We start from the raw sequence: 24,573 nt of genomic DNA, 5'->3' as shown, positions 1-24,573 counted from the left end.
GCACCCGACGAAAGTGGCCGGGACGACATGAAGGCGGCGGGCAGCGACCGGGAAGAGCGCAACCGCGATATCTCCCCTTACTGGACCTGCAGATCGGCGAAGGCGTCGCGCACATGGTCGGCGACCGCCAGTACAGGCGCCGGCGCATCGCTGATCACCTGCAGGCCGATATTGTAGTGGCCGAGATCCGGCAGGCCGTCGCGCTCGCCGAGTTGCACCATTTCCCCCTGGACGAGGTAACGCGGCAGCGGCGCGATCGCGAGACCGGCAAGCACGGCGGCGCGCTGCCCGGTGGTATAGGCGCTGAGGAACGCAATGCGGAACTTGCGACCGGCGCGCGCGAGTTTTTCTACCGCATCCGCCCGCCAGACGCAGCCGTCCTCCCACATCGACACCGGCAGCGGATCCTTCAGATGCGCGCTGCCGCATTTTGCGCCGGCCCAGACCAGCTTTTCCTGCATCAGAATTTCGCCATTGCGGGGCGTTCCCTCGGTCAGGCTGTTGAAGATGGCGATATCGAGCCGGTGCTCATCCACCTTCTTGCGCATGGCGTTGCTCATGCCGATCGACACATCGACCGTGACGTTCGGATAGGATTCGGCGAAACGCTTCAGCACCTCGGGCAGGATGCGCTCGCCAACGTCCTCAGGCGCGCCGACGCGCACGACGCCGTTCATATCCGGCAAGAGAAAGCGGGAAACCGTTTCGTTGTTGAGCGACAGCAGGCGGCGGGCAAAGCCGAGCAGCAACTCGCCCTTCGGCGTCAAGGTGACCGAGCGCGCGTCACGCAGGAACAGCGTACAGCCGAGCATCTCTTCGAGCTTCTTGATCTGCATCGAGACAGCCGACGGCGTGCGGTAGACGGTTTCGGCGGCGGTGGTGAAGTTGCCGGTCTCGGCAATCGCGATGAAAGTCTTCAGCACGTCCATTTCGAGAAGCGGAAGCGCATGGCGCATCAGCATGTTCATGGCGTCAACCTCATTCAAAAAAACTGAAAGATAGCTTCACTTCATTTCGTTTGATTGAACATCAGCAATAGCCGATAGTCAAGCTCAAGGACGACGCAGGAAGGAGAAACGCATGTCCACCGCAGCCCTTGTTATCGCCGCTTCGAAGAGTTCCCTCCGTAACAGCCGCCTGCCGCAGGCAGTGGTAAAAAAAGAGCATAGCAGGAGCAACGACATGGTCCTCAACGCCCTCAATCAAATGATCGCCGTCCTCGACGGTGTTGCAAGGCAACGACGCGAAAAACAGATCGCGCGGAATCGGGTGGAAGCCCGGCGCGAACTCGCCAAACTGCCACAGAGAGTCCGTGACGACGTGATGTTTGCGGACCCGCTAATCAATCACCATGTTTGATGAAAGGCATCAAACATATTCGTTGGAATGATAAGTCAGGTTAGGCCATAAATACCATCATGGTCGCGACCGGCTGAGACACTCAGAAGGAGCCATGAAATGTCCAACACTCAGTTTTCATCGGCCTCGGAACGGGCATCCTCCCACTCGTCCCTTCCGGGTCTCTTCAATCTGCAGGTTCGTGCCTGGGCAGTATGGAAGCGTTATCGCCAGGAACGGGCCCTCGAGAACCTGTCCTATGACACGCTGAAGGACATCGGCTTCCCGTCGGTGGACGATGCGGTGCATAAGACCGAACAATGAATGACGGCGTGATCTGTCCCTTCTGAGGGCGTCACGAACCGGATGAATCGAAGGGCATCGCCGACAAGGCGGTGCCCTTTTCCTTTGCGTTCGAACGTGTCGTCGCGCAATCCGAAACGCAATGCGGCCTAGGTCAGCAACTCTGCGAGAAGCGACGGCCGACTGAGGAAACAGCCGGCGACAAGCCCCACGAACCCGAGCGCCAACGACCCCACGATGCCGTGGCCCAACCATCCGGCGTGGGCACCGATGGCGGTTGTCGCGACGATGACCGAAACAGTCCACAGGGCCTTCAGCAGCGAAACGGCGCGCCTCAAAGCTGTCGGCTGATTCCGCCCCACGCAACGTACCCTTCCAAAGAGACCGTCGCATCGCAGGTAGTGTCGAAAGCACGAGCCGCCAATGGTGTGTGATCATCGGCCGATTTGGCTCGCACCTCTACTCGCGGTGCCGTTAATCAGGCTAGCGAGCGATCGCACGAGGTTCACTTGTCTTTTACCGACACCCGCGCCAGCCGTGTGAAGCGTCGCAATCGGCAAACACAACCTTGGAGAGCGCTTTGCGAATGTTGCGTATCTCTGGCAGTTCTTGTCCGATAGCGTCAACAGCGCTGTAAAAACTGTCGCTTTCCTTACAAAAGCCTGAAAGCGGGGCCGAGCCGCCTTTCACCGCGCGATGTCGCAATGCGAAATCTCTTTGCGGTCGCTGCTATCCATGCGAATGTCGCAAACAGACAAGCCGAAGAGTATCTTCCAAGCGACGAATATACCGCATCGCCAAGCATGGGAAGCCTCATGAACAAGCCACTGACCAAAAAGCGTTCTCTCGTCTTCTTCCTGGTGCCGAACTTTTCCATGCTGCCCTTTTCGGCGGCGATCGAAACGCTCCGCATCGCCAACCGCATGCTCGGCTACGAGGCCTATTCCTGGCGCCTCGCTTCGTCCGACGGCGAAAAGGTCCTGTCGTCGAGCGGTATCGCGCTCGAGGTCAACTCGTCGCTTGCAGACGAGCGCAAGTTTCTCGGCGGCGAAAACCGCCCCTCGATGGTGCTGGTCTGTTCCGGCATCTATGTCGAGGACTTCAACAACAAGTCGGTCAATGCCTGGCTGCGCGAGGTCTATAACCGCGGCGTCGCCGTCGGCAGCCTCTGTACCGGCGCCCATGTGCTGGCGTCGGCCGGTCTTCTGACCGGCAAGCGCTGCGCCATCCACTGGGAAAACCTGCCGGGCTTTTCCGAAAGCTTCCCGCAGGTCGACGTCTATGCCGACCTCTACGAAATCGACAGCAACATCTACACCTGCGCCGGCGGCACCGCCTCGCTCGACATGATGCTGAACCTGATCGACCAGGATTTCGGCGAGAGCCTCGTCAACCGCGTCTGCGAACAGGCGCTGACCGATCGCGTGCGCGGGCCCCATGACCGCCAGCGCCTGCCGCTGCGCGCCCGTCTCGGCGTGCAGAACGCCAAGGTGCTGTCCATCATCGAACTGATGGAGGCAAACCTCGCCGAGCCGCTTTCGCTGCTCGAAATCGCTGAGGGCGCCGATCTCTCCCGCCGCCAGATCGAGCGCCTCTTCCGCCAGGAAATGGGCCGCTCGCCTGCGCGCTACTATCTCGAAATCCGCCTCGATCGCGCAAGGCACCTCTTGATCCAGTCGTCGATGCCGGTGGTCGAAGTGGCCGTAGCCTGCGGCTTCGTCTCCGCCTCGCACTTCTCCAAGTGTTATCGCGAACTCTACAACCGCTCGCCGCAGCAGGAGCGCGCCGACCGCAAGCTGACGCTGCAGATGGCGCGATAAGCGGCAGATCATATGGATCAGACAAGGGCGGAGCTTCTCCGCCCTTTTTCGTTGGTGACACTTTCCGCTTGTGCCGTCATGACGCTTGCACGCGCCGCTGTTTTGGATTGAATGGTCGGCGTTTCAGCGGAGCGAGGAGCACAACGAACGATGGCCCCCGTGGAGATCGATCCCGCCAAGGTTCACGAATTCAAGGACTTCCAGAGCTTCTACGACTGGCTCGCCGCTCACCACCAGAGCGAAACCGAAGTGTGGATCAAGACCCACAAGGTCAGCTCCGGCCTCGCCTCGGTCACGCCCAAGGAGGCGATCGACGCGGTGCTCTGCTGGGGTTGGATCGACGGCGTGCGCAAGGGGCACGACGACAGGAGTTTCCTCCAGCGCTATTCGCCGCGCGGCAAGAAGAGCATCTGGAGCCAGATCAATGTCGACAATGTCTCGCGCCTGATTGCCGAGGGCCGTATGACCGAGCACGGGCTCAAACAGGTCGATGCCGCCAAGGCCGACGGCCGCTGGGACCGCGCCTATGCCAGCGGCAAGGACATGCAGATCCCCGACGACCTGCAGGCGGCGATCGACGCTGAGCCCGAAGCCCGCGAAATGCTTGGCAAGCTCAGCGCACAGAACCGCTTCGCGCTCGCCTTCCGCACCCACAACATGAAGACCGAAGCCGGGCGCAAAAAGAAGATCGAGACCTTCGTCGAGATGCTGAAGCGCGGCGAAACGATCTATCCGCAGAAGAGCAAGTAAAGCGATTGCGGGGCACGACCGAAAGGTCGGCCTTCGTCCTGGCGGACCGGCATAGCCCGAGACCGATCCGGCACCGGCAAGGCTCGACGCCCGACGGCCCAAAGCTGTTTGCACGCTCAATCTTGGCAATATCCGGCTTGATCATGCCCGGCATCGCCACCGTCACGCGCTTGGCACGTGCAGGCGCGAAAAATGAACGCCGAAGGCGACACGCGTTCTGTCGGACGCACACAAACGTCGCCTTAGCCCTTTGACTTACAGCCCGGCGTCACTGACCGGCGCGGCCGAAGCGCGCGGCACCACCTCCGACGAAGCGTAGGACCGGCGGACCAAAGCGGTTGTCACCCTCCTCGCTCGCGAGGAAGCCCAACATGACGAGGCCCAAGAGCGGCCCGACGACCGGGACGAACAGCGCAAGGTTCCACCACCCGGGACGGCCATGGTCGTGCCAGCGCTTGGTGTTGACCGTGAAGCCGAAATAGAAACTCGCGGCGATGATGAGGATGACAAGCATATGCATAAGGCTGAAGCCCGCGGCATAATTGTCGACGCCCGAAAGCGCCAACAACGCCCCGCCGGCGAACATCGCGGCTATCGCCGCAATGCAGATAACGATCTGCGCCAACCACCAGGCCTGACGTCCGATACGGCCATGAACACTCGTAAACATCTGTAAATTCACGTCGTCTTCCCCCCCAACAGCCAGTGCGTTTCCAAGTGCCCCCGCGCCGGCCAGCCTTGTCATCCTATAAAAGGTTCCCTCATAAACGGGTAGATGTCTTCGCGACAAAAAGCGCCCCATGGTTGCGCAGGGAGGCGGCCTTGTGCCTGGCATCTCGAGCGTCGCTGGAGGCGGGGCATGGCCCGCCTGCGGCATCCACAACTTGCGGGTCCTGCACCCACGAGACAGCCGGCTTCTAGCCGTGAAACGCCCGCTCCAGTTCGGCGATATCGAGCTTGATCATACCGAGCATCGCCTCCGTGACGCGCTTGGCGCGCGCACGGTCGGAATGGGCGACCATGTCGCCGAGCACCCTTGGCACGATCTGCCAGCACAACCCCCAGCGGTCGCGGATCCAACCGCATTGTTCGATCTGTCCGCCGTTTTCGCTGATCGCGTTCCAAATCCGGTCGATCTCCTCCTGGGTATCGCACTGGATCATGATCGAGAAGGAATGGTTGAACGGATCGAGGGGCCCGGCTTCGAGCGCCAGGAATTCCTGGTTGCCGAGCGTGAACTCGATGGTCGTCACGCTGCCGGGCGGTCCGCTCGGGCTTTCCGCCGGCAAGGTGGTGACGCGGATGATTGCCGAATTGGGAACGAGCGAAACATAGAAGTCGACGGCCTGGCGCGCCTCCTTCGCAAACCAGAGATTGGAAACGACATTGGTCATGATTTGGTCCTCCTCGTGCCGCCTGATCATGTGCGGTAACCGAAGGACGATCGACTTCGTTCCAAGCCGACAGGTGACGGATCATTATTTCCGAGGGTGGGCCTGCCGGTCTGGCCCGGCAGTTTACGAGGCCAGCGCGTCGAGCAGCGCCAACTCGGAAATCACCCGGTTCCGGCCGGCATGCTTGGCCATGTAGAGAAACTGGTCGGCGGCATGCAGGTAGTTCTCGAAGGCCTCCGAGGTCTCGATCGTGGCAAGCCCGATCGAGACGGTAATCGTCAGCTCCTCGTCGTCGGCGACGATGCGGGATTTTGCGAGTTCCAGGCGCAGCGCGTCGCAAAAGGCGAAGGCGCGCCGCACGTCGCAGCCGTTGAAGAGGATGCCGAACTCCTCGCCGCCGAGGCGGGCGAGCAGATGGTCCTCGCCAACGAGCACGGAGAGGCGCTTGGCCACATGCTTCAGCACGATGTCGCCGATCTCGTGGCCATAGGTGTCGTTGAGGCGCTTGAAATGATCGATATCAAGCACGGCGATCGCCGTCGGCTCGCCGCGCCTGAGGCACTGCTCGACCAGCCGCGGCCCCGCCACGAAGAAGTGACGGCGGTTGTAGAGGTCGGTGAGGTAGTCGCTGGCCGCCTGCCGCTGCAGCGTCTGCAGCCGCTTCTGCACACCGGCCGCCTGCGCAATGCGCCCATTGAACTCCGCTTCGAGGAAGGGCTTCTGAATGAAATCCGTACCGCCCGCTTCGAGGAAGCGGGCACCGGCACGCCGGTCGCCGCTGTCAGAGAGACCGATGACCGGCACCGCGCCGTCGCCCCGCCGCCGTTCCACCTCGGCAAGCAACGCTGCGCCGGACATGTCGGAGAGATCAAGGTCGGTGACGACGAGATCGACGGCCTCGCCGCTATCAAGTACCTGCAGCGCATCGGCGGCAGATGCGACCTCGCAGACGGAAATCCGCTTGCGCCTCAAGATGCCGGCCAGTTCGCTGCGCGAGGCGGCATCGGAATCAGCAAGCAACACCGTCGTCTTGCCGTTGGTCAGCGCCCGATCAACGGCGCCAATCAAGAGATTGATCGATTCCGGCTGGTGCTTGATGACACAATCGAGCGCGCCCCGCCTGAGGATTTCCTCGCGCGTATGGTCGTTGAAGGCCGCGGTGAAGACGACGGCCGGCACCTGGTTGTCGAGGATGAATTCGAGCGCCTCGCAATTGGGCGCATCCGGCAGGTTGAGATCGAGAACGGCGAGCGAGAAGCTCTCCGGCGCCTGCTCCAGCGCTTCCTTCAGCGCCGCCAGCGAGTTGCAATGGGTAACGCGAATGCCGTGGACGGACTCAAGCCCGTACTTCAGCGCCGTCGCAAACATCCGGGAATCTTCGACAAGCAGCATGCGCTTGTCACTGTGCTTCTGCACAGAATTCACCCGGCCTGGCGTGCGGCGCAATCTCACGTCCCTGCAACCCCTCTCGAGCCACAGGCGTGCTTCCCTCAAGGGGTGACGCTGGCTCCCGAAATCTTCAACCCGGCCACTTGCCGCGCCTGGCCTTTCGGCCGGCGTGATCCGTGTGACCGGATTCCCCGCTCCTGCTGCGGCGGATTGAAGACCGTTCGGATTGCAATTTCGTTAATACGGCAACCTGTGCGCGGCGTTTTTGGTGCGCCCACCCAATAATTCTTAGGGGTTTTTACCCATCCTGCTTTGATGGTTAAGCAGGAACCCTAACTTTTTCACTGAGTGTGCGGATCTTGGTCAGCGTATCCAGGTTCTGGTTGACGCGGCAGTAGAATTCCTCGTTGACGAAGGGACGAACGACGAAGTCGTTGCCGCCCGCCTTGAGGAAGCGCGCCGACAGAAGCCGGTTGGTCGACGACGAAACACCGATGATGCGCAGCTGGTGCGGCCCGTAGGAACTGCGAATGCGCCGCGTCAGCTCGAAGCCGTCGATATCAGGCATGTTGTAGTCGGTGATGACGAGGCCGATATCCGGATTGTTCTTGAGGAGCTCCAGCGCCATCGCGCCGTTTTCGGCCGAGCTGGTGCGGAAGTTGTAGCGCTTGAGCTGCGTCGTCAGCAGCGCGCGTGCGGTCGGGCTGTCGTCGACGATCAGCACATGGTGCTTGTGGTTGGTGAGGAACCGGCAGACCGATTCCGCCAGCATGTCGACGGCAAAGACGCTGTCCTTGATGACGTAGTCGACGATCTCCTTGGCCAGGATCTTCTCGCGCGTCGATTCCTGGAACGAGCCGGTGAAGACGACGGTCGGCACGCTCATCTCGATCAGGTAGTTGAGCGCCTCGCCGTTTTCGGCCCCCGGCAGGTTGATGTTGGAGATGGCGAGCGAGGCCGGGAATGTCGCGTTTTCGACGGCGAACTGCAGATCGTCATAGTCGCGGCAGACGATGACATCGATGTCGAACAGCTCTTTCAGCCGCTTCGAGACCATCGAGGAAAAGAGGTTGGAGTCCTCGGCAAGCACGATGCGGTGCTCGGCAAGGGATTCGCCGGAATAATACATTCCGGAAACGCCAAAAAATGACATTGAACGCCTATGTGAAAGAGTGTCCCCCTACAGCTCCGCGCGTTCTTCATGCCCGCCTAGTCGCTGTAACTTGCAGGCGCCATGCTAGAGGAGAAAGGCTTTCTTCGGTGTTAATAAGCGGCCGGCGAATTAACGAGACCGGCGTGCCGGCTTGAGACGTCCGGCCGCCGTGACGCCGGCTTTTCTCATGCCTCCGGGGCTCGGCCACGCCGCGTCTCGGCGGTCCGGCGGATGACCTCGGCGATCTCCGGATTGCTGCTCGACAGCATCTGGAAATCCTCCGAATAGAGCGACAGCAAAGAGACCTCTGTGGCAGCCGTGACGGTCGCAGAGCGCGGCTCACCCGATATCAGCGCCATCTCGCCGAAGAAACTGCCGGGCCCCAGCTCGACCGGCGTCGGTGACGGCGTTGCAATCGTCACGCGCCCCTCGACGATGAAGTACATCTGGTCGCCCGGCTCGCCCTTGCGGCAGATGATGCTACCTGCCGGCACCGCCCGCGGCCGCAATGCCCTGACGATCTCGACGAAGGCGGCCGAGCCGAGCTTTTCGAACAGCGGCACCGCCGCGACCAGCTGCCAGTTGCGCACGAAATCCTGGCGGCGCACTTCTTCGAAAAACCCGGTGGCGAGAATGCCCGCCCAGAGCGCAAAGATGCCGATACCGCTCATCATCACCAGACCGGCAAGCACCCGGCCGGCCAGCGTCTGCGGGATCTCGTCGCCATAGCCGGTGGTCGACAGCGTCACCACCGCCCACCACATGGCCTGCGGAATGCTGCCGAACTTGTCCGGCTGGATGTCGCGCTCGATCAGATAGGCGACCAACGATGCGCCGAAGAGCACGATGCCGAAGAGCGAGGTGACGCCGACGAGATTGGGCGCGGCGCGCGCCACCACCCGGCCGAGCAGCCGGAAGAAGGTGGAATGGCGCAAGGGCTTCAAGAGCCAGACTCCGCAATAAAGGCTCTGGTCGCGCGGATCGGCGAACAGGAAGGCGGCCAGCGGAACGACGACGGCCACCATATCGATCACGAGATGCGGCATCAGCGCGCGACGATCCGCCGTGGGCCAGGCGGCGAGCGTATCGGCCAGCTGCAGCACATAGAAAAGCCAGAGGCCGCCAAGCACCACCTCCAGCGACAACCGCGCCGTCGCGCCGATATTGCGCGTCGTCAGCGCCGCGACGGCGGCAAGCCCGAGCGCTGCCAGCAATCCGTTGAGTGGCGTGGAAATTCGTAAGGAAGGCCGTGCCGACATTCACTCCCCCAGCGTCCGCTCGCCGACGACGCCTCGGCCGGACGGGGGCGGCAACGCTTTGATCTAAAGCACAATTCACTGCATGAATCGATGCTCATTTAAGGGGATTCAAATTTGTAGCGAAACGGGCCTAGTAGCGGGTGTCGGCCGGCTCCTCGTCGCCGGTGCGTTCGCGATCTTCCTGGTACTGCGCGGCACCCTCCACTGGCCGCAGCCAAGGCTCCCGGCGCTTGATCCAGAGTTCGTAGTTCGGCTTCAGCGGCGTCGGCGCCTGGGACAGGATCCCGAGCTTGACCTCCGCCTCGCGCGCGTCGACCGAAAAGACGCGCGAGCCGCAATGCGAACAGAAGCACCGACCCTGGAAATCCGAAATTTCGCCCGAATATTCAAACTGTTCCGCGGGCCAGATGCCATAAAAGGTGAAGGCGGATCCGCTCTCCTTGCGGCAGTCCATGCAATGGCAGATGCCGACCCGGATCGGTTCGCCGCGCACCGAGAGCGCGACCCGACCGCAAAGGCATTTTCCCGATAGCGCCGTCATTGATCCTATCCTCTGTCGCAACCACTGATGCCAGACCAGGGAAACGACGTGGTCGGTTGTTCGGTTCCCGCGCTTGTTGCCGGCATCAAGATGCGCTCTGAGATCGCCTGAACCCGACTGTCTTGGCGGAACCTTTCGCCGTTTGACGTCTTCTGCCGGTATGCCAAACGGAGGTACGAACCATGGCACATGCCGACGAACAGGAGATTATCGACCTCGAACAGGAATTCTGGCGAACCATTGTGGAGAAGGACACCGAGGCATCCGTGGCCATGCTGCCCGAACGGTCGATCGTCGTCGGCGCGCAAGGCGCAGCGGTGCTCACGCCGGACGACTATCGCAGAATGGCAGAACAGGCCGAGCGTTCCTGGAAGCTCAAATCGTTCCGCCTCGACGACGTCAGCGTGGTCTTTCCGCGCGAGGACGTCGCCGTCATCGCCTATACGGTGACGGAAGAGATGGATGTGGACGGGCAGCCTTTGACACTGAAAGCCGCCGACGCCACCACCTGGATACGCGAGAACAGCGGTTGGCAGGCCTGCCTGCACACGGAGTCAGTGCTTGGCGATCCCTTCGGTCGCGACCGCAAGGTAGCCTGAGGAGTGCTGGCGAGGTGGAGCGTAGCGAATGACGGGAAGGCGGTCGGCCGCTTTCCCCTCCACCAATCCTCACCGATAAACCGTCTGCCCCGGCGCCCGTTTTCGGTGTAGGATGCCGGCATGAGTGAAGCCCAGCCTCTGTTCGATATGCTGCGCCAGACCGTGCAGCCTGAAATCGCCGGCGTATTGGAGCGATTTGTCCGGGAAGCGCCGGACCGCAAACTCGGCCGCATCAACGCACTCGCCTTTGCCGCCGAGCACGGGCTCGACGAGGAGAAGGCGATCGCCGCCTTCCTGCATGCTTCCCGCCTCGGCCTTTTCGAGCTTTCCTGGAATGTGCTTTGCCCCGGCTGCGGCGGCGTGCTCGATGCCAACACCTCGCTGAAGACCGTGCAGAGCGACACCTATACCTGCTCGCTCTGCGCCGCCGGCTATGAGCCGACGCTGGACGAGATGGTGGAGGTGACCTTCACCGTGAACCCGCGCATACGCCACATCGAGGCCCACAGCCCGCACGAACTGACGCCGCTCGAATATTTCCGGCAGATCTACTGGGGCTCCGGCATCGAGTTGCCCGAGGAGGGCTACGAGGCCCAGGTCGACGATTTCATGATCGAGGCGCTGGAATTGCCGCCCGGCGAAAAGGCGGTGATCTCGCTGCAGATGCCGGCGGAATTCATCATCATCTTCGAGCCGGTCACCCATGCCGCGCAGTTCATCGACGTCAAGGGCGAGCCGACCAAGGAGCGGCGCACGCTGTCGCTCGTCTTCGATCGCGGCCATCGCCACGACGAAGCGCTGACCATGCAGCCCGGTCCCTTGCGCATCCAGGTGGAAAACCACACGGATGTCCGCACCCTGCCCTCGGTCTGCATCGCCAACGACGCGCTGCACGATATCCTCGGCCGCCGCCGGCCGTTCCTGACCGCCAAGCGGCTGCTCTCCAACCAGACCTTCCGCGACATCTACCGCACCGACACGATCGACGTGGACCAGCGGCTGAAGATCACCAGCCTCACCTTTCTCTTCTCCGACCTGCGCGGCTCGACCGAGCTTTACGAGCGGGTCGGCGACCTCGCCGCCTTCGATCTGGTGAAGACCCATTTCAGCGTCGTCAACGAGATCGTTGCGGCGGAAGCCGGCGCGGTCGTCAAGACGATCGGCGACGCCGTCATGGCCACCTTCCCGACGCCGGACCGGGCGGTTGCGGCCGCCATGCGCATGCGCGATGCCATGCGACAGCTGAACGAGGACCGCGGCTCGGAAGACCTGCTGCTGAAGATCGGCATCCACGAGGGACCGTGCATCGCCGTCAGCCTCAACGAGCGGCAGGACTATTTCGGCCAGACGGTCAACATCGCCTCTCGGGTCCAGCACCTCGCCAGCTCGCGCGAAATCTTTGCGACCGGTTCGGTGCTCGACGATCCGCGCGCCTCGAGCCTGCTCAGCGATCGCGGCCTCAACCCGCAATCGCACAATGTCGCGCTCAGAGGCATCACGAACGAGATCAGCATTTTCTCGATCCCGTGAGGCTGGCCGGGAACGCCCATATCCCGCGAGCGGCGATCAGCGTTCGGGCAAGCCGGCTTGCCGTAGCGCCTCGGCCATCTGATGCTGCCACTGCGGTATCCTCTGAAACCAGGGCAGTGCCCGATACCGTTCGATCGTGAACCCCGGCTCTGCTGCCAGCAGCTTCTGCGCCGCCCATCGGGCGGTCTCCATGTCCCCGGTCATCGCCGACCAGGCCGCGAGGTGGCGATAGGACCAGGTCACGTCAGGATAGTTGTTGACGACGTCCTGGGCGATCGCGATGGCTTCTGAGAGAGCCCCTTGCATGGCCATGGAAAAAGCCATCCCCAGTCTCATGTTGAATGCGAGCGGGTCTCTCGGGCTCAGCGTCATCCCACGCCGGAACCGCTCCGTTGCGCGTGCGGGATCGTCCGTGAAGATCGCGATCCAGCCGAGCCGAGCCCATGCCCAGGCATTGTTCGGATCAAGCGCCAGCGCCTTTTCGATAAAGGTGGCGGCGCGATCCTGATCGCCGCAGATGCTCATTGCCGCGCCAGCCGCAGTCAAAGCGGTCGGATCGTCGCTGATCGAGCCTGCACCTTCGATCGCTGAACGCGCCTGATCCAGTTCCTGCTCCGGCCGGTCGGTCCATAGGTAGGAGGCGCTCGAGGCATGGCACCACGCCAGAAGCGCATGCGCGCGGCCGTAGCCGGGATCGACCAGGATCGCCTGCCGAAGCAGTTCGATCGCCTGGTTGTTGCTATCCCTGCGGCGCCCCCATAGATTGGGGAAGGCGCGCATGACGAAATCATAGGCGCGCAGACTGGCCGGCGGCTTGCGCTTGGCAAGCTCGATCTCGGCATCGCGGATGGCCGGATGAATGGCGCCTGCCACCTGCGCGGCGATCCGATCCTGGAACTCGAAAATATCCTCGATTGCGCCCTCGTAGCGATCCGACCAGGATTGGGTCCGCGTCTCGGCGTCGACCAGTTGCACGGAAATGCGCAGCCGGTCGCCACCGCGGCGCACGGTGCCTTCAACCACATAGGTGACACCGAGCTCCCTGCCGACGTCACGCACGTCGACGAAGCGCCCCTTGTAGGTGAAGGCGGACTGGCGCGCGATGACGAAGAAATCCCGGACGCGCGAGAGCGCCGCAGTGATCTCCTCCACGACACCGTCGACGAAGTACTCGTCGCCTGGACCGCTCAGATTGTCGAAGGGCATGACGACGAGCGACGGCTGGTCCTTGCTGCGACCGGCCAGCGGCGCCCCGTCGAGGACGCCACCTCCGACAGCGATCTCGTCTTGCCAGTCGACCCGGAAAACCAGAATGGGCCGGGGGATGTTCTTCAAGGTCCGTTCGCCGAGGCTGGTCAGCGCGAAGGGCACCTTGCCGTCGAGATGTTCGCGCACCGCCCCGGAAATACAGATGCCCGACGGGACGGCGATCTCCTGCAGGCGCGCGGCGATATTGACTCCGTCGCCAAGCAGATCGTCTCCCGACACGACGATGTCGCCGAGATTGACACCAATGCGAAACTGCAGGTGGCGTTCGGGGGGCAGATCCTGCGCATCGAGAAGACCGCGCTGGATTTCCACCGCGCAGCGGACGGCCTGAACAGCGCTTGGAAACTCGGCGACGAGACCATCGCCGGCACTGCCGAAGATGCGGCCGCCATGGTCATCCACCAATTCGGCAATCCGCCCCCGGCAAAGGTCGAGCGCGCGAAGCGTGTTCTCTTCGTCGAGCGCTGCGAGGCGACTGAAGCCGGCGACATCGGCCGCAAGGATGGCTGCGAGCTTTCGATCCACAACGGTGACCGCTCCTGCGGCGGAGGATTTCGTTGTGTTTAATATGCGCGAATTTTCGAATATTCACAGATACCTGTGGCAAGCGAGAGCGGATCAAGACCGCAGCCGGTCAAGAAGGGCCCCCGGCAGCCGTGCCGCGTAACAGCTTGTCCTACTGCGACCTGTCGGCCGCCTAGACCACGGGCGGTATCAAGGTCAACACGTCGCCATCATCCGGAATGAGCAGCCTGGGCAAGGCGATGCCGTGGGCGCTGGCGGCGGCGCGGAGATCACCTCGGCTGACCGTCGCATGGTCGAGCGCCTCCATGTGCGTTGCAACCACGATGCTCTTCTTGGAGGCCTCGCAGACCGCGATCGTCTGTGCCGCATCCATCACGATCAGGGCGCCGTCCCAGCGTGCGCCGCAGGAATGGGTGACGATCACATCCGGCTTCGTATCGTGGATGGTCTTTTCGATGGCCGGATAGAGCACCGTGTCGCCGGCCCAGTAAACCGTCGGCTCGCCCTTGGCCTCAAGGCTGAAACCCATGACCGGCCCCATGTCCTGAACGACAGGACCAAGGCCGTGGCTGCCGTCACGTCGGGTGAGCTTCAGGCCCTGCCACTGCGCCTTGCCGAGAAGGGGCGTGACGTCGCGAAAACCAGCGCCACGGATCGCCTCCTCGTCGCCCGGCTGGCAGAAGATCGGCAGCCCCTTCGGCAAGCGATGCTTGGCGGTGTCGTCGAAGTGGTCCTCGTGCAGATGCGAGATAATGACGAGTTCGACCCCGGCAAGAATGGTATCGGTGTCGAACGGCAGCCCGACCAGCGGATTGGGCGCCCGCCCCGCAAAGGACGGCAGGCTGTCCTTCGGCCCTAGAAAGGGATCGATCAGCACCGTGTGACCGGCATAGTCGAGCTTGAGTGTCGCGTTGCGGATAAGCTGGAGCTTCATGGGGTGTCCTCCCTTGCCGGAACCGGCCTTGACCATCGCGGCGATCCTTGCGCATGCGGCAGCGAAATCAAGCCCTGAAATGACGCGCGAGGGTTGAGAAACGCCGCCGCCCTTCACGCCAACCCCGTTCGATGGCGCCAGCATGCGCTGTCCGCTTTACCGCCAGCCGCAATCCCACGGCTGGCCCCTTGCGGTGCGATGACAGGCAAAGGCCCGGCCGCAGGAATGGGTGGCGGAAATCGTCATGCGGCCCCGGCCCGAGCCGCGGGCAAACATCTGCCGGAACGCGACATCGGCATTTGCGGGGCAATTGGCAAAGCTCTTTTTCTGCAGTTCGGCCGGTGGGCTGATCGCGCGGGTGCCGGTGTTTTTCTGCGGTGCCTTGATCGTGCCTTGCGTCTCGCCTGGTTGCGGCAGCTTCGCCTCGCGCCGGATCGTGACGCAGCGCCCATCCTTCGCCTCTTCGTTACGGCCGCAAGCAAGCGGGCAGATCCGCACCTTCTCCGACTTCAGGCGACCGAGCACGTCGCTGGAGGGTTCGAGCGTCGCAAGGTCGACCTTTGCGAACTTGCCGAAGGCTTCGAGCGCCTTGCGGCTGCCGGCACCCCAGACGCCATCCTCGCTGCCGGCGCGACAGCCCAGCCGGTTGAGCTCAACCTGTACGGAACGGGCCAATGTCGTGTCGTCGGCATTGGGCGCGGCCAGCGCCGGATCGATGGCCGCCACGGCCTGGCCACCCGATCCGCCGGGCACGCCTTCGGATGTAGGCACTGAAGCCCGCTCGATGATCTTGATCTTTGCCTTGGCGAGCGATGCGAACGCACCGTCGGGATATTGCTGCAGATAGGCGTCGAAGAGGTCGCGGTCGGTCGCATCCTTGATCGTTTCCCAATAGGCAAGCTCGGCGGCCTCACCCGTCGCGGGCGCCTCGGCCGGCGCCGGCTTGCCGTCAACGACGGGCTTCAGCACCACTTCGCCGGTCAGCGAGGAATTGTCCCAGGGCACCTGCTTGCCGCCGGTTGCCGCCAGCACGTCGCGGCGCACGTCGATCAGTTCGCGGGTAATGTCGCGCCCCGGCTGGCCGAGATGTTTCAAGAGCGCCGATGTGAACGGCGAATTGCGCCCCGATCCGTCGAGGGCAACATTGCCGGGCTGGGTGGAGAAAGCGATCAGCGTGCCGATGCCGGTGCCGACCTTGGCCAGACCGCGGCCGACCGAGGCGGAGCGCGTGCCCATCGAGCGGGCGAGATTGACCGCTAGCGGATTGTCGCGGCAGGCGTCGAGCAGGATGATATTGACCCGTGTACTGCGCTCCATCGCCGACAGGATCAGGTTCATCGGCACCGCCTCGAATTCGAGATCGACAGAGGAAGCGAGCGTGGCATCGACGGGGGCGAGATAGTTTTCGCCGTTCACCTGCAGGCCGTGGCCGGCATAGAAGAACAGCGCGAGGTCGGCGCCGTCGAGCCGGCCGACGAAGTCCCGCACCGCACGGCGCACGCCCGAGAGGTCGAGATCGGCGCCCGTCACCACCTCGAAGCCCAGCCCTTCGAGCTTTGCCGCCATGTCGCGCGCGTCATTGCCGGGATTGGGCAAGGTGGCCACATGCTGATAGGCGGAATTGCCGATGACCAGCGCCACACGCTTTTCGGCCAGCGCCTCCGATGCGAAAAGCACCAGCAGAACGGACAAGGCGATGCGAAGGAATGGCATGGCTCCCCCCGGCAATGCGCGGATGATCGCGACCACGCGCGTCACCCCAACGCCCAAGCGTGCTACCGGCAATGCAGCCTGTCAATGCAAGGAGAGTGTCCGGCAGGCCCGAGGCGGGCTTGCCCGCCCGAACGAATGAGAGCTTCGGCGCCCGCGCCCATCCCTTGGGATTAGGCTTGGAGCGAAGAAAGCACCGCGACCGTTACTAGAGGGGTTGCCGGCGCCATCAGCGACGGCACCTGCCGAGCTATCGAGCGAATGGAGTGCCGCCCGACAGCGGCGCGCCTGCCGCGCCGCTGTCGCGGAATGAAAGGTTACTTGACGACGACGTTGCCGTTGACGATCTCGACGTTCTCATCGCCCTGCAGGCCGATGCGGTCACCGCTCGGCGCGGTGACGAAACAGCCGCTGGGGCAGATCATTTCGGTCGCTCCGGATGCGATCGCCACTTCCACACGGCTTTCACCCTCGACGACGATCAGAACGGCGGTCTCGCTGTCCTTGTTCGTGACAGTCGCGGCACTGGCAGCACCGGCCATCGGCGCGCCGGCTATCAGCAAACCGGAAAGCAAAGCAATCACAAATTTCTTCATCGCCCATCGACGCCAGACGCGCCGCCCTCTTGCCGAGCCGGCCGCCCCGTCGGTTACGCGACGCTGCGCCGGCCACCTCTTCAGCCGATGACCAGCGTAATCGGTCACCAGAAGAATTGCATGCTTTTTATGGCAGGCCGGCTGAATAGTGGCTGAACGGTCCGTTTATCAGCGGTTTGGGTTTGCCCGGCGGCTGGCGCTCCGGCGGCTGCTTGCCCCCTCCACTTCGCGCTCCTCGTCGAGCGGCGCCGCAGCGGCAGTTTTCTTGTCCGAAGCGGCAGACTTGGCTGCGGCCCTTTCCTCGGCGGAGGTGGCGCCCTTCGGCTCGCCGACCTCTTCCGGGTGGTGGCTTTCGATGCCGGTCTGGTCCTCGACCGGCACGTCCTCGATCTTGACCGGGAACGGCGCACCGATGCCCTCGTCGCGGAAGCGTTCGTAGATCGACACACGCAGGTCGTTGCGCACGCCGCCGCCGGTCAGGACGTCGGCCACGTAGATGCGCAATTCGAAGGTCATGCGGTCATCGCCAAAGGCGGTGAAGCCGACGCTCGGCGACGGGTTCTTCAAGACCATGGGATGGGCGGCCGCGATCTCGGCGAGCAGCTCCATGATCCGGCGCGGCTCGCTGGCATAGGTGACGGTGATGGCGATTTCGGAGCGGCCGAGCTTGTTGCGGTGCGTCCAGTTGCCGACCGAGGCGTTGATGAGCAGCGAGTTCGGCATCATGATCGACTGGTGCTGGAAGGTCTCGATCTCGGTCGCGCGAACAGAGATGCGCTTGACGAAACCTTCCGTCGTGCCGCTGACGATCCAGTCCCCCACCTTGAACGGGCGCTCGACGAGCAGGATGAGCCCCGAAACGAAGTTCGAGACAATGTTCTGCAGGCCGAAACCGACACCGAGCGAGAGAGCACCGGCAACGAGCGCGAGGTTGGAGAGGTCGATGCCGGCCGCCGACAGGCCGATCAGCCCCGCAAGCCCGACGCCGGTATAGCCGATGCCGGTGCGGATCGAATTGCGCACGCCCGCATCGACCCGGCTGCGTGCCATGATGTTGCCGTCGATCCAGCGCTGCACGAAACGGGTGACGGCGTAGCCGAGCGCGAAGAACAGGATGCCGGCGAGGATGCCAACCAGCGAAATCGTGATCGAGCCGATCTTGATCTCGGTCACCATCCGGTAGGCCCAGGACTCGATGTCGGCGACCTGGAAGCCCCACTGCAAGAGGATCAGCGGGATGAAGAACATCACGACCAGCGCGTAGATGCTGAGGCCCGCGGCAAGGCCGATCTGGTCGAGCGCCACCTGTTCGAGATTATAGCGCCGCTCGAGATAACGCCCGGCGGTGGTCTCGGCAAAGGCGCCCTGCTTGGCAACCGCCCGGCCGGTGAGGATGCCGATATACATCGTGACGAGGATCGCGCCCGTAATGATGATCTGCGTGGCGATGAAGCGGGCAAGACCGACATAGCCCGACACAGCGGCAATGATGAGCAAGGCGCCGGTCGCGAGCAGCACGAAAGACACCACCCGCGGCCAGGCGCGGCCATGGGCGTCGAAGGATTCATCCTTCCTGAGCGTCGGCTTGATCCAGGCCGAAGCCATGATGATCAGGCCGATGACGATGGAGGCAATGTAGCTCTTGACGACGGTCAGGACGACAGGCGAACCGAGCGCCTCGCTGACGCCGCCGAAGAGGTAGTCGAGGCCGTTGACCAGCGCCATGGCGAAGATCGCGATCATCAGCATCCGCGCGCCGCGATCGGAAACCCGGACGAGCCGCCAGCGCGAATCGCGCGGCGACAACACGGCCTGAGCGAGCCTCGTCACGAAGAAGACGACGACGGCGACCCCGAGCGTGATTGCAATGATCGGTGCGATATCGGAACGCAGCACGTTGAAGCCGCGCAGGAACAGGAAGCTCGAGACCGCGAAGGCTGCCGACGCGATGGTCGGGATCAGTGTCGACCAGAATGCGACGGAGAGCCGCCGGAAGTAGCTCGGCTCCTCATCGGTAATGTCATGCTCGATCAGCGGGCGAAAGAGCCTGCGGCTGCCGGAAAGGAACACGAGCGCCGCCAGCAGCGACAGGAACAGCGCCGTCAGGAGCGGCACGCGCTTGTAGTTCCAGGCAAAGCTCAGCCAGCTCCCGACGCTGCGCGACAGCACCCGGGTCTCGTCCGCCGTCGCCGTCAGCGCGTCGTCGAACATTCCGGTCGACACTTCGGTGTTCTTCAGGAGCGTATTGGAAAACAGCGCGCGCCTTGTCGCGGTAATGGCGTTGGACAGCTTCGTCGCCTGCACCGACAGGCCTTCCGCCTCGCCGGTCAGCGCATTGATGGCACCACGTTCGGCCATCAGCCGCTTGCGCTCGGCCGTCACAATGTCGGCTTCGGGCGGTTGCCCCTCGGCCGGCGGATCGCCAAGTTCGGTCAGCCGCGCCTTGATTTCGTCCAGGCGCGGGCGGGTCGAAACCGAAACGCCGATGATCTGTTTGGCGAGCGCGTCGACCTGAACCTTGAGGTCGGCAAGCACGATGTCGTCGTCCTTGGCTTTCTCGACCCGTTCGGTCAGTCCCTTCAGTTCCTCGTCGGCCTTGGTCAGCTGCTCGGCCGCCTGGCTCTGGGCCGGCGGCGTCGCATCCGCCGGCAAGGCATCGGCCGCCGGCTGGGCATTCTGGGCAGGCTGTGTGGTTGTCGCCGCAGGTTCCGTGGCACCGGGGGTCGCCCCGTTCTCCGCTGGCTGCGCCTCCTGCGCCGGCTTGCCGGCAGCAGGCTGGGCGGCGGTCTGGGACGATTGTGCCCCTTGCGGCGATTGCGCCGGCTGTGCCGATTTCTGGCCCGCCTGCCCGTTTGCCTGTGCGGTTTGTTGCGCTGTCGGCTGCGCCGCCTTCTGGGCCATGACCGGGCCGCCCACGGCAAGCGCCAGCAGGCAGACGAGAATGGCGGGCAGTTTTCCGACAGAACGCAATTTCATGATCCTTGCAGATTGAGACCGTGGTCCGGAATCGCTCCGGCCGTCTTCATGTTTCGATGTGAATACGAAAGACGGCGGAAAGATGCAAAGAACGGCGATAAATCCCCGTCAGCGCCCGCTTTCCCGTTAAAAACCGGCGCCGGGCTGCGCCAGATAGGCAAGTTCGGCCTCCGTCGAGGGCCGCGCCAGGAAGGCGTTGCGATGCGGGAAACGACCGAACTGCTCGATCACCTCGCGGTGCCGGATGGCATAGTCGAGATAATCGGCATCGCCGAGCTCGGTAAAGAGCTTCACCGACATGGTCTGGTCGGTAAGGTTTTCCGAATGCTCGAAGGGCAGATAGACGAAGGCGCGCCATTCCGGCTTGATCGCCATGTCGGCACCGGCGCCAACGGCGAGCTTGGCCTCGTGCAGTGCCAGGCAATCGGTGGCAAAGGCGAGCGGCGTGCCGCGAAACATGTTGCGCGGCATCTGGTCCAAAAGCACGATCGCCGCCAGCCGGTTTTCCGGGCTCGCGCGCCAGATCTCGTCGACACCACGGGCCAGCGCCAGGTGCGACGCCTGGAAGCGGCGGATACAGGCCTGGTCGAGTTCGTGGCTCGTCCCGAACCAGTCGTCATAGGTGAGTTCGCCAAACCAGAAATTCAGAACGTCCTGCGGCGTGCAGATGTCAGCTTCGTTCGCCATATGCTCCTCATGCGGGCCAATCGCCGATCCCTCGGCTGCGCTAACACATAGGCCGGAACCGGCCCTTGTCCATAACGTGTTCCTACCCGCCTTACGCGCGTCGCTTCAGGATGGCAATGAAGGCGATGCCGCCGACGAGCCCGGTGACGACGCCGATCGGCATGTCCTCCGGCGCCATGATGACGCGGGCGGCCAGATCCGCAAGGATGAGCGTCAGCGCCCCGAAGAAGGCCGAGAGCGGAATGACCCGCACGTTGTCGCTGCCGGCCAGAAGCCGCACGAAATGTGGCACCATCAGCCCGACGAAACCAATCGCGCCGGAAAAGGCGACCATCACCCCGGTCAGAAGTGCGGTGACGACGAACAGCGTCAGCCGGAAGCGGCGCACGGGAATGCCGAGCGTCATCGCGGTTTCGTCGCCCATGGCGAGCGCATTGATTTCGCGCGCCCGGATCATCAGCCAGCCGAGGGAGGCGAAAAGCACCACGCCGGGATAGACGAGCTGCGACCATTGCGCCAGGCCAAGACCGCCGAGCATCCAGAAGATGACCGTATGGGTCGCCCTCGGGTCCCCAAGGAAAATCATGAGGTTGCCGACGGATGTCAAGACGAAGGCGACCGCGACGCCGGCCAGCACGAGACGGTCGGCGCTGCTGCCGAGCACGCGGGAGACGAAGGCGACGAGCACGGTTGCGAGCAGCGCGCCGGCAAAGGCAAAGAGCGGCACCGTGGCAAGACCGAGGATCATGCCGGTGTGCAGCAGCGCCACGATCGCGCCGAGCGCGCCGCCGGAGGAAACGCCGAGCAGATGCGGATCGGCAAGTGGATTGCGCGTGACCGCCTGCAGCACGGCGCCAGTCAGCCCCAGCCCGGCGCCGACGAGGCCCGCCAGCATGACGCGCGGCAGGCGCACGTCCCAGACGATGCTCTCGCGCCCCGCCGACCAGAAAGCCTCGACGCTGCCCGGCGAAATCTTGCTGGCGATGATCGACCAGACGGTCGCAACCGGGATCGGCGCCGAGCCGAGCGATACGCCGGCCGTGACGGTCAAGGCCAGCAGCAAAAGCGCCGTCATGAGACCGGCACCCGCCTTCAGCGCCCGTGCCGGCGCTAGGCGTGAAACGGCGACGGGACCAGGCGACGCATCCTCAGCCAGCATCGCTTACAGGCCCTCGCCCTGAAAGGCCTTGGCAAGCCTGGCAATGGCGTCGATGTTGCGCGGGCCTGGCGTCGCCTCGACATAATCGAGCACGACGAAGCGATCGTTCTTGACGGCATCGACATTCTTGAAGGCCGCATTGTTCTTCATGAAGGCGATCTTGTCCTCGGCCTTCACCTCGCCGTAGTTGACGATGACCACCACTTCCGGGTTGCGCTCGATCACCGGTTCCCAGGAGATTTCCACCCAGCTCTTTTCCACGTCGTCCATGATGTTGGCGCCGCCGGCGGCCTCGATCATCGCCGTCGGAATGCCGAAGCGGCCGGAAGTAAACGGCTTCTCTTCGCCGGAATCATAGACGAAGACCCGCGTCGGGTTAGCCTTGCCGGCGGTCGCCTTGGTGATTTCGGCAAGCTGGCGGCGATAGCCGTCAACCAGCGTCTCGGCGCGATCCTCGACGCCGAAGATGCGGCCGAGATTGAGAAGATCGACGAACATGTCGTTCATATCAGGCTTCTGCTTGGCCATCACGTGGATGCAGGATTCGGTCAGCTCGTAGACGCCGATCTTGAAGGGCGCCAATGTCTCGGGCGTGACCTCGCCGCCGACCTTCATGCCGTAGTTCCAGCCGGCAAAGAGGAAATCGGCATCGGCGTTGAGCAGCACTTCCTTGGTCGGATATTTCTCCGAAAGCTCCGGCAGTTCCTTGACGCCTTCGCGCAGCTTCTCGTCCAGCGTCTTCCAGCCGGAAACGCCGGTATAGCCGACCATGCGGTCCTGGAGCCTCAGCGCCAGCATCATCTCCACCAGGTTGACGTCGTTGGCGATCGCGCGCTTCGGCGCCGCGTCGAAGGTCACCTCGCGGTTGCAGCTCTTGACGGTGACCGGATAGGCGAGCGCCGGCGTGGCGGCGGCAAGCACGAAAAGAAGGGAAAATGGGGCAATATTGATCTTCATGAAATCGATCCCTGTCGAGGAAGTGAAAAGGAAAAGCGGGCGCCGCCGGCAGCGGCATTGTGAACGGTGGCGGTGACGCCGAAGGCGGCCGAAAGCTCGCTGGGGCTGAGCACCTCTTCGGGCGGGCCGAAGGCCGTCAGCCGCCCGGCGGTCAAGATCGCGACATCTGTCGCAAACTCGGCGGCGAGGTTGATGTCGTGCAGCGTCGAGACGATCGTCAGCTTCAGCGTTTGCAAGAGCTCGAGGATTTCGAGCTGGTGGCGGATGTCGAGATGGTTCGTCGGCTCGTCGAGGATGATGATGCGCGGTTCCTGTGCCAGCGCGCGGGCGATCAGCACCCGCTGCTTCTCACCGCCCGAAAGCGTCGAGAACTGGCGACCGGCAAGATGGGCGAGATCGAGATGCGCGAGCGCGTGCTGCACCCGCTCGCGGTCGAAATCGTTCCAGCCGCTCAAGCCCTCCCGCCGCGGAATGCGTCCCATCATCACGACGTCGCGCACGCTGAAGGGAAAATCGCCGGGCATCTCCTGCAAGACGACGGCGATTGTCCTTGCCGCCTCGCGGGCCGAGATCGACCAGAGATCGACGCCATCGACCGAAACACGGCCGGCATTCGGCTGCACCGCCCGGTAGAGGCAGCGCAGAAGCGAGGTCTTGCCGGCGCCATTCGGCCCGAGGATCGCAAGCCGGCTGCCGGCCGCGATCGCAAAGCCGATGTCGTTGACCAGCGTCAGGCCCGAACGCGGCCCCCAGCGAAGGCCCTCGACCGTGAGGGCTGCACCCGTTGCGTTGCAGCTCATGGGTTCGTTCCTCTGCGCGACCTCATTGGAAGTGCCCGCCGAGATCTTCGGAGACGAGCATCGCCGCGGGAATGCGGGCAAGCGTCTTGCCTTTCAGCCCGCGCGGCCGTTCCGCCGCCCGCGTCATGCCATCGCCACGCTCGGCATAGGTTGTGGCAAAGCGCACGAGATCGTCGATGTCCTCTTCCGGCGAGACGTCGCCGAAGAGATAGGTCGCCTTCCCCGTCGCCTGGAAGGCGATGGTGCAGGGCCGCGTGCAGGCCGCCATGCAGACCGTTCCGGCGATCGAGAAATCGCGATCGAGCGGTGCGCCGAGCGCTGCGATGCTCAGGTTGAGCCGCTTGATCAGCTCGGCACCGGGCACGCATGGGCCGCCGGTGAAGCGGCAATCGGTGCAGACCGTTATCTTGTGCTGTCGGAAATTCGGCTCAGCCATTCCTGCCCTCCGCCGGACTGACGGCAAGAGATGGCGAAACGGCAAGAGGACGGAAAACCGTCGTATGAAAGCCAGTTCTTTTCCATCGGAACACCCCGTCCGTTGTGGTTGATCGGTTCGATGGCAGGTCTCCTGGCTCGCGGGTCGTGGCGCATCCACGTCTTCCCGGTCTTCGACCAGTGACATGGTGTGAATGCGCTTTCCGCTCACAGTTGCGGGGGCAGCCACGGTCTCGGCCCCATCAGGGTCGTCCGTTCCGTGTTCCCTTTTCAGCCGCTTCCGCATTGTCGCGGACGCAGCACCATCAACGCCTTCCTCGCATGAATCGGCGGATGAGACAACCGCACGACACAGGCGGGAGGGATCTATCAACATGCGGCGTTTCGTCATGCGAGGTTTGTTATAAAATAACATTACGTAGCGCAAGTCGAAAATTGGGCGCCGGACA

Annotated in this window: 23 protein-coding genes and 1 riboswitch; of the genes, 6 read left to right on the top strand and 17 right to left on the bottom strand. The window is 63.4% G+C overall.

The features are described from left to right. Positions 1 to 77: 77 nt before the first annotated feature. Positions 78 to 968, bottom strand: a complete 891-nt coding sequence (locus IB272_RS08305; RefSeq protein WP_034788138.1) for a LysR substrate-binding domain-containing protein — start codon at positions 966 to 968, stop codon at positions 78 to 80. 112 nt (positions 969 to 1,080) lie between these two features. Here IB272_RS08305 and IB272_RS08300 point away from each other — a divergent pair, with 112 nt between their 5' ends. From IB272_RS08300 to IB272_RS08285, 4 genes are all read left to right on the top strand, one after another. Beyond that, the gene (locus IB272_RS08300) at positions 1,081 to 1,359 is read left to right on the top strand and encodes a hypothetical protein (protein WP_051659126.1); all 279 of its coding nucleotides are present in this window, start codon (positions 1,081 to 1,083) and stop codon (positions 1,357 to 1,359) included. Between the two features lie 99 nt (positions 1,360 to 1,458). Continuing rightward, positions 1,459 to 1,662 carry a DUF1127 domain-containing protein gene (locus tag IB272_RS08295; protein WP_034788135.1) on the top strand — a complete coding sequence of 68 codons (204 nt, stop codon included), beginning with the start codon at positions 1,459 to 1,461 and terminating at the stop codon, positions 1,660 to 1,662. A gap of 794 nt (positions 1,663 to 2,456) precedes the next feature. Then, positions 2,457 to 3,461: a GlxA family transcriptional regulator gene (locus IB272_RS08290; protein WP_034788530.1), complete on the top strand. Its 1,005-nt coding sequence runs from the start codon at positions 2,457 to 2,459 to the stop codon at positions 3,459 to 3,461. A gap of 150 nt (positions 3,462 to 3,611) precedes the next feature. After that, the gene (locus IB272_RS08285; RefSeq protein ID WP_060520583.1) at positions 3,612 to 4,211 is read left to right on the top strand and encodes a YdeI/OmpD-associated family protein; all 600 of its coding nucleotides are present in this window, start codon (positions 3,612 to 3,614) and stop codon (positions 4,209 to 4,211) included. 268 nt (positions 4,212 to 4,479) lie between these two features. Here IB272_RS08285 and IB272_RS08280 read toward each other — a convergent pair whose 3' ends face one another. The 6 genes from IB272_RS08280 to IB272_RS08255 form a co-directional block, all read right to left on the bottom strand. Continuing rightward, positions 4,480 to 4,956, bottom strand: coding sequence for a DUF805 domain-containing protein (locus IB272_RS08280; RefSeq protein WP_192444310.1), 477 nt, complete (start codon positions 4,954 to 4,956; stop codon positions 4,480 to 4,482). Positions 4,957 to 5,128: 172 nt separating this feature from the next. Next, positions 5,129 to 5,605, bottom strand: a complete 477-nt coding sequence (locus tag IB272_RS08275) for a VOC family protein (protein WP_034788525.1) — start codon at positions 5,603 to 5,605, stop codon at positions 5,129 to 5,131. A 123-nt stretch (positions 5,606 to 5,728) separates the two neighbouring features. After that, positions 5,729 to 7,021, bottom strand: a complete 1,293-nt coding sequence (locus IB272_RS08270; protein ID WP_226020692.1) for a diguanylate cyclase — start codon at positions 7,019 to 7,021, stop codon at positions 5,729 to 5,731. Between the two features lie 292 nt (positions 7,022 to 7,313). Then, positions 7,314 to 8,147: a response regulator gene (locus tag IB272_RS08265; protein WP_034788121.1), complete on the bottom strand. Its 834-nt coding sequence runs from the start codon at positions 8,145 to 8,147 to the stop codon at positions 7,314 to 7,316. Positions 8,148 to 8,332: 185 nt separating this feature from the next. Further along, the gene (locus tag IB272_RS08260) at positions 8,333 to 9,406 is read right to left on the bottom strand and encodes a cyclic nucleotide-gated ion channel (protein ID WP_113506215.1); all 1,074 of its coding nucleotides are present in this window, start codon (positions 9,404 to 9,406) and stop codon (positions 8,333 to 8,335) included. Positions 9,407 to 9,536: 130 nt separating this feature from the next. Beyond that, positions 9,537 to 9,947, bottom strand: coding sequence for a GFA family protein (locus IB272_RS08255; RefSeq protein ID WP_192444309.1), 411 nt, complete (start codon positions 9,945 to 9,947; stop codon positions 9,537 to 9,539). A gap of 182 nt (positions 9,948 to 10,129) precedes the next feature. Here IB272_RS08255 and IB272_RS08250 point away from each other — a divergent pair, with 182 nt between their 5' ends. Both IB272_RS08250 and IB272_RS08245 read left to right on the top strand, forming a co-directional pair. Further along, positions 10,130 to 10,546, top strand: coding sequence for a nuclear transport factor 2 family protein (locus IB272_RS08250; RefSeq protein ID WP_192444308.1), 417 nt, complete (start codon positions 10,130 to 10,132; stop codon positions 10,544 to 10,546). Positions 10,547 to 10,666: 120 nt separating this feature from the next. Further along, positions 10,667 to 12,076, top strand: coding sequence for an adenylate/guanylate cyclase domain-containing protein (locus IB272_RS08245; RefSeq protein WP_034788105.1), 1,410 nt, complete (start codon positions 10,667 to 10,669; stop codon positions 12,074 to 12,076). Between the two features lie 36 nt (positions 12,077 to 12,112). On the opposite strand, the gene IB272_RS08240 is transcribed toward IB272_RS08245, so the two are convergent. The 10 genes from IB272_RS08240 to IB272_RS08195 form a co-directional block, all read right to left on the bottom strand. Next, on the bottom strand, positions 12,113 to 13,870 hold the full coding sequence (locus tag IB272_RS08240; protein ID WP_192444307.1) for an adenylate/guanylate cyclase domain-containing protein: 1,758 nt from the start codon (positions 13,868 to 13,870) through the stop codon (positions 12,113 to 12,115). Positions 13,871 to 14,042: 172 nt separating this feature from the next. Further along, on the bottom strand, positions 14,043 to 14,804 hold the full coding sequence (locus tag IB272_RS08235; protein WP_034788518.1) for an MBL fold metallo-hydrolase: 762 nt from the start codon (positions 14,802 to 14,804) through the stop codon (positions 14,043 to 14,045). Positions 14,805 to 14,960: 156 nt separating this feature from the next. Then, the gene (locus IB272_RS08230) at positions 14,961 to 16,517 is read right to left on the bottom strand and encodes a caspase domain-containing protein (RefSeq protein ID WP_112770956.1); all 1,557 of its coding nucleotides are present in this window, start codon (positions 16,515 to 16,517) and stop codon (positions 14,961 to 14,963) included. Between the two features lie 314 nt (positions 16,518 to 16,831). After that, complete coding sequence (locus tag IB272_RS08225) at positions 16,832 to 17,110, bottom strand: hypothetical protein (RefSeq protein ID WP_192444306.1); 279 nt, start codon at positions 17,108 to 17,110, stop codon at positions 16,832 to 16,834. A gap of 168 nt (positions 17,111 to 17,278) precedes the next feature. Continuing rightward, positions 17,279 to 20,086 carry a mechanosensitive ion channel family protein gene (locus tag IB272_RS08220; RefSeq protein ID WP_192444305.1) on the bottom strand — a complete coding sequence of 936 codons (2,808 nt, stop codon included), beginning with the start codon at positions 20,084 to 20,086 and terminating at the stop codon, positions 17,279 to 17,281. Positions 20,087 to 20,212: 126 nt separating this feature from the next. Then, the gene (locus IB272_RS08215) at positions 20,213 to 20,773 is read right to left on the bottom strand and encodes a DUF924 family protein (protein ID WP_034788096.1); all 561 of its coding nucleotides are present in this window, start codon (positions 20,771 to 20,773) and stop codon (positions 20,213 to 20,215) included. A gap of 91 nt (positions 20,774 to 20,864) precedes the next feature. Then, positions 20,865 to 21,848 carry an iron ABC transporter permease gene (locus tag IB272_RS08210; protein WP_060520775.1) on the bottom strand — a complete coding sequence of 328 codons (984 nt, stop codon included), beginning with the start codon at positions 21,846 to 21,848 and terminating at the stop codon, positions 20,865 to 20,867. Positions 21,849 to 21,935: 87 nt separating this feature from the next. Further along, a complete protein-coding gene (locus IB272_RS08205; protein ID WP_060601113.1) occupies positions 21,936 to 22,889 on the bottom strand; it encodes an ABC transporter substrate-binding protein in 954 nt (317 codons plus the stop codon). Beyond that, the gene (locus tag IB272_RS08200; RefSeq protein WP_034788088.1) at positions 22,886 to 23,689 is read right to left on the bottom strand and encodes an ABC transporter ATP-binding protein; all 804 of its coding nucleotides are present in this window, start codon (positions 23,687 to 23,689) and stop codon (positions 22,886 to 22,888) included. Before IB272_RS08200 ends, IB272_RS08205 begins: the two co-directional genes overlap by 4 nt. Positions 23,690 to 23,711: 22 nt before the next feature. Then, entirely contained in the window at positions 23,712 to 24,125 is a 414-nt protein-coding gene (locus IB272_RS08195) for a DUF1636 domain-containing protein (protein ID WP_034788085.1), read from the bottom strand. A gap of 104 nt (positions 24,126 to 24,229) precedes the next feature. After that, positions 24,230 to 24,446: riboswitch (cobalamin riboswitch) on the bottom strand. Between the last annotated feature and the right edge of the window lie 127 nt (positions 24,447 to 24,573).

The organism is Ensifer sp. ENS08 (assembly GCF_014852195.1).
GTDB classification, from domain to species: domain Bacteria; phylum Pseudomonadota; class Alphaproteobacteria; order Rhizobiales; family Rhizobiaceae; genus Ensifer; species Ensifer adhaerens.
Note: the sequence above shows the minus strand (reverse complement) of the source record. Positions and strands in the feature narration are given on the sequence as shown.

What these genes read in the sequence shown, in the direction of transcription:
- IB272_RS08305 (WP_034788138.1), bottom strand. Translation starts at nt 968, where the DNA reads ATGAACATGCTGATGCGCCATGCGCTTCCGCTTCTCGAAATGGACGTG.
- IB272_RS08300 (WP_051659126.1), top strand. Translation starts at nt 1,081, where the DNA reads ATGTCCACCGCAGCCCTTGTTATCGCCGCTTCGAAGAGTTCCCTCCGT.
- IB272_RS08295 (WP_034788135.1), top strand. Translation starts at nt 1,459, where the DNA reads ATGTCCAACACTCAGTTTTCATCGGCCTCGGAACGGGCATCCTCCCAC.
- IB272_RS08290 (WP_034788530.1), top strand. Translation starts at nt 2,457, where the DNA reads ATGAACAAGCCACTGACCAAAAAGCGTTCTCTCGTCTTCTTCCTGGTG.
- IB272_RS08285 (WP_060520583.1), top strand. Translation starts at nt 3,612, where the DNA reads ATGGCCCCCGTGGAGATCGATCCCGCCAAGGTTCACGAATTCAAGGAC.
- IB272_RS08280 (WP_192444310.1), bottom strand. Translation starts at nt 4,956, where the DNA reads ATGACAAGGCTGGCCGGCGCGGGGGCACTTGGAAACGCACTGGCTGTT.
- IB272_RS08275 (WP_034788525.1), bottom strand. Translation starts at nt 5,605, where the DNA reads ATGACCAATGTCGTTTCCAATCTCTGGTTTGCGAAGGAGGCGCGCCAG.
- IB272_RS08265 (WP_034788121.1), bottom strand. Translation starts at nt 8,147, where the DNA reads ATGTCATTTTTTGGCGTTTCCGGAATGTATTATTCCGGCGAATCCCTT.
- IB272_RS08260 (WP_113506215.1), bottom strand. Translation starts at nt 9,406, where the DNA reads ATGTCGGCACGGCCTTCCTTACGAATTTCCACGCCACTCAACGGATTG.
- IB272_RS08255 (WP_192444309.1), bottom strand. Translation starts at nt 9,947, where the DNA reads ATGACGGCGCTATCGGGAAAATGCCTTTGCGGTCGGGTCGCGCTCTCG.
- IB272_RS08250 (WP_192444308.1), top strand. Translation starts at nt 10,130, where the DNA reads ATGGCACATGCCGACGAACAGGAGATTATCGACCTCGAACAGGAATTC.
- IB272_RS08245 (WP_034788105.1), top strand. Translation starts at nt 10,667, where the DNA reads ATGAGTGAAGCCCAGCCTCTGTTCGATATGCTGCGCCAGACCGTGCAG.
- IB272_RS08235 (WP_034788518.1), bottom strand. Translation starts at nt 14,804, where the DNA reads ATGAAGCTCCAGCTTATCCGCAACGCGACACTCAAGCTCGACTATGCC.
- IB272_RS08230 (WP_112770956.1), bottom strand. Translation starts at nt 16,517, where the DNA reads ATGCCATTCCTTCGCATCGCCTTGTCCGTTCTGCTGGTGCTTTTCGCA.
- IB272_RS08225 (WP_192444306.1), bottom strand. Translation starts at nt 17,110, where the DNA reads ATGAAGAAATTTGTGATTGCTTTGCTTTCCGGTTTGCTGATAGCCGGC.
- IB272_RS08220 (WP_192444305.1), bottom strand. Translation starts at nt 20,086, where the DNA reads ATGAAATTGCGTTCTGTCGGAAAACTGCCCGCCATTCTCGTCTGCCTG.
- IB272_RS08215 (WP_034788096.1), bottom strand. Translation starts at nt 20,773, where the DNA reads ATGGCGAACGAAGCTGACATCTGCACGCCGCAGGACGTTCTGAATTTC.
- IB272_RS08210 (WP_060520775.1), bottom strand. Translation starts at nt 21,848, where the DNA reads ATGACGGCGCTTTTGCTGCTGGCCTTGACCGTCACGGCCGGCGTATCG.
- IB272_RS08205 (WP_060601113.1), bottom strand. Translation starts at nt 22,889, where the DNA reads ATGAAGATCAATATTGCCCCATTTTCCCTTCTTTTCGTGCTTGCCGCC.
- IB272_RS08200 (WP_034788088.1), bottom strand. Translation starts at nt 23,689, where the DNA reads ATGAGCTGCAACGCAACGGGTGCAGCCCTCACGGTCGAGGGCCTTCGC.
- IB272_RS08195 (WP_034788085.1), bottom strand. Translation starts at nt 24,125, where the DNA reads ATGGCTGAGCCGAATTTCCGACAGCACAAGATAACGGTCTGCACCGAT.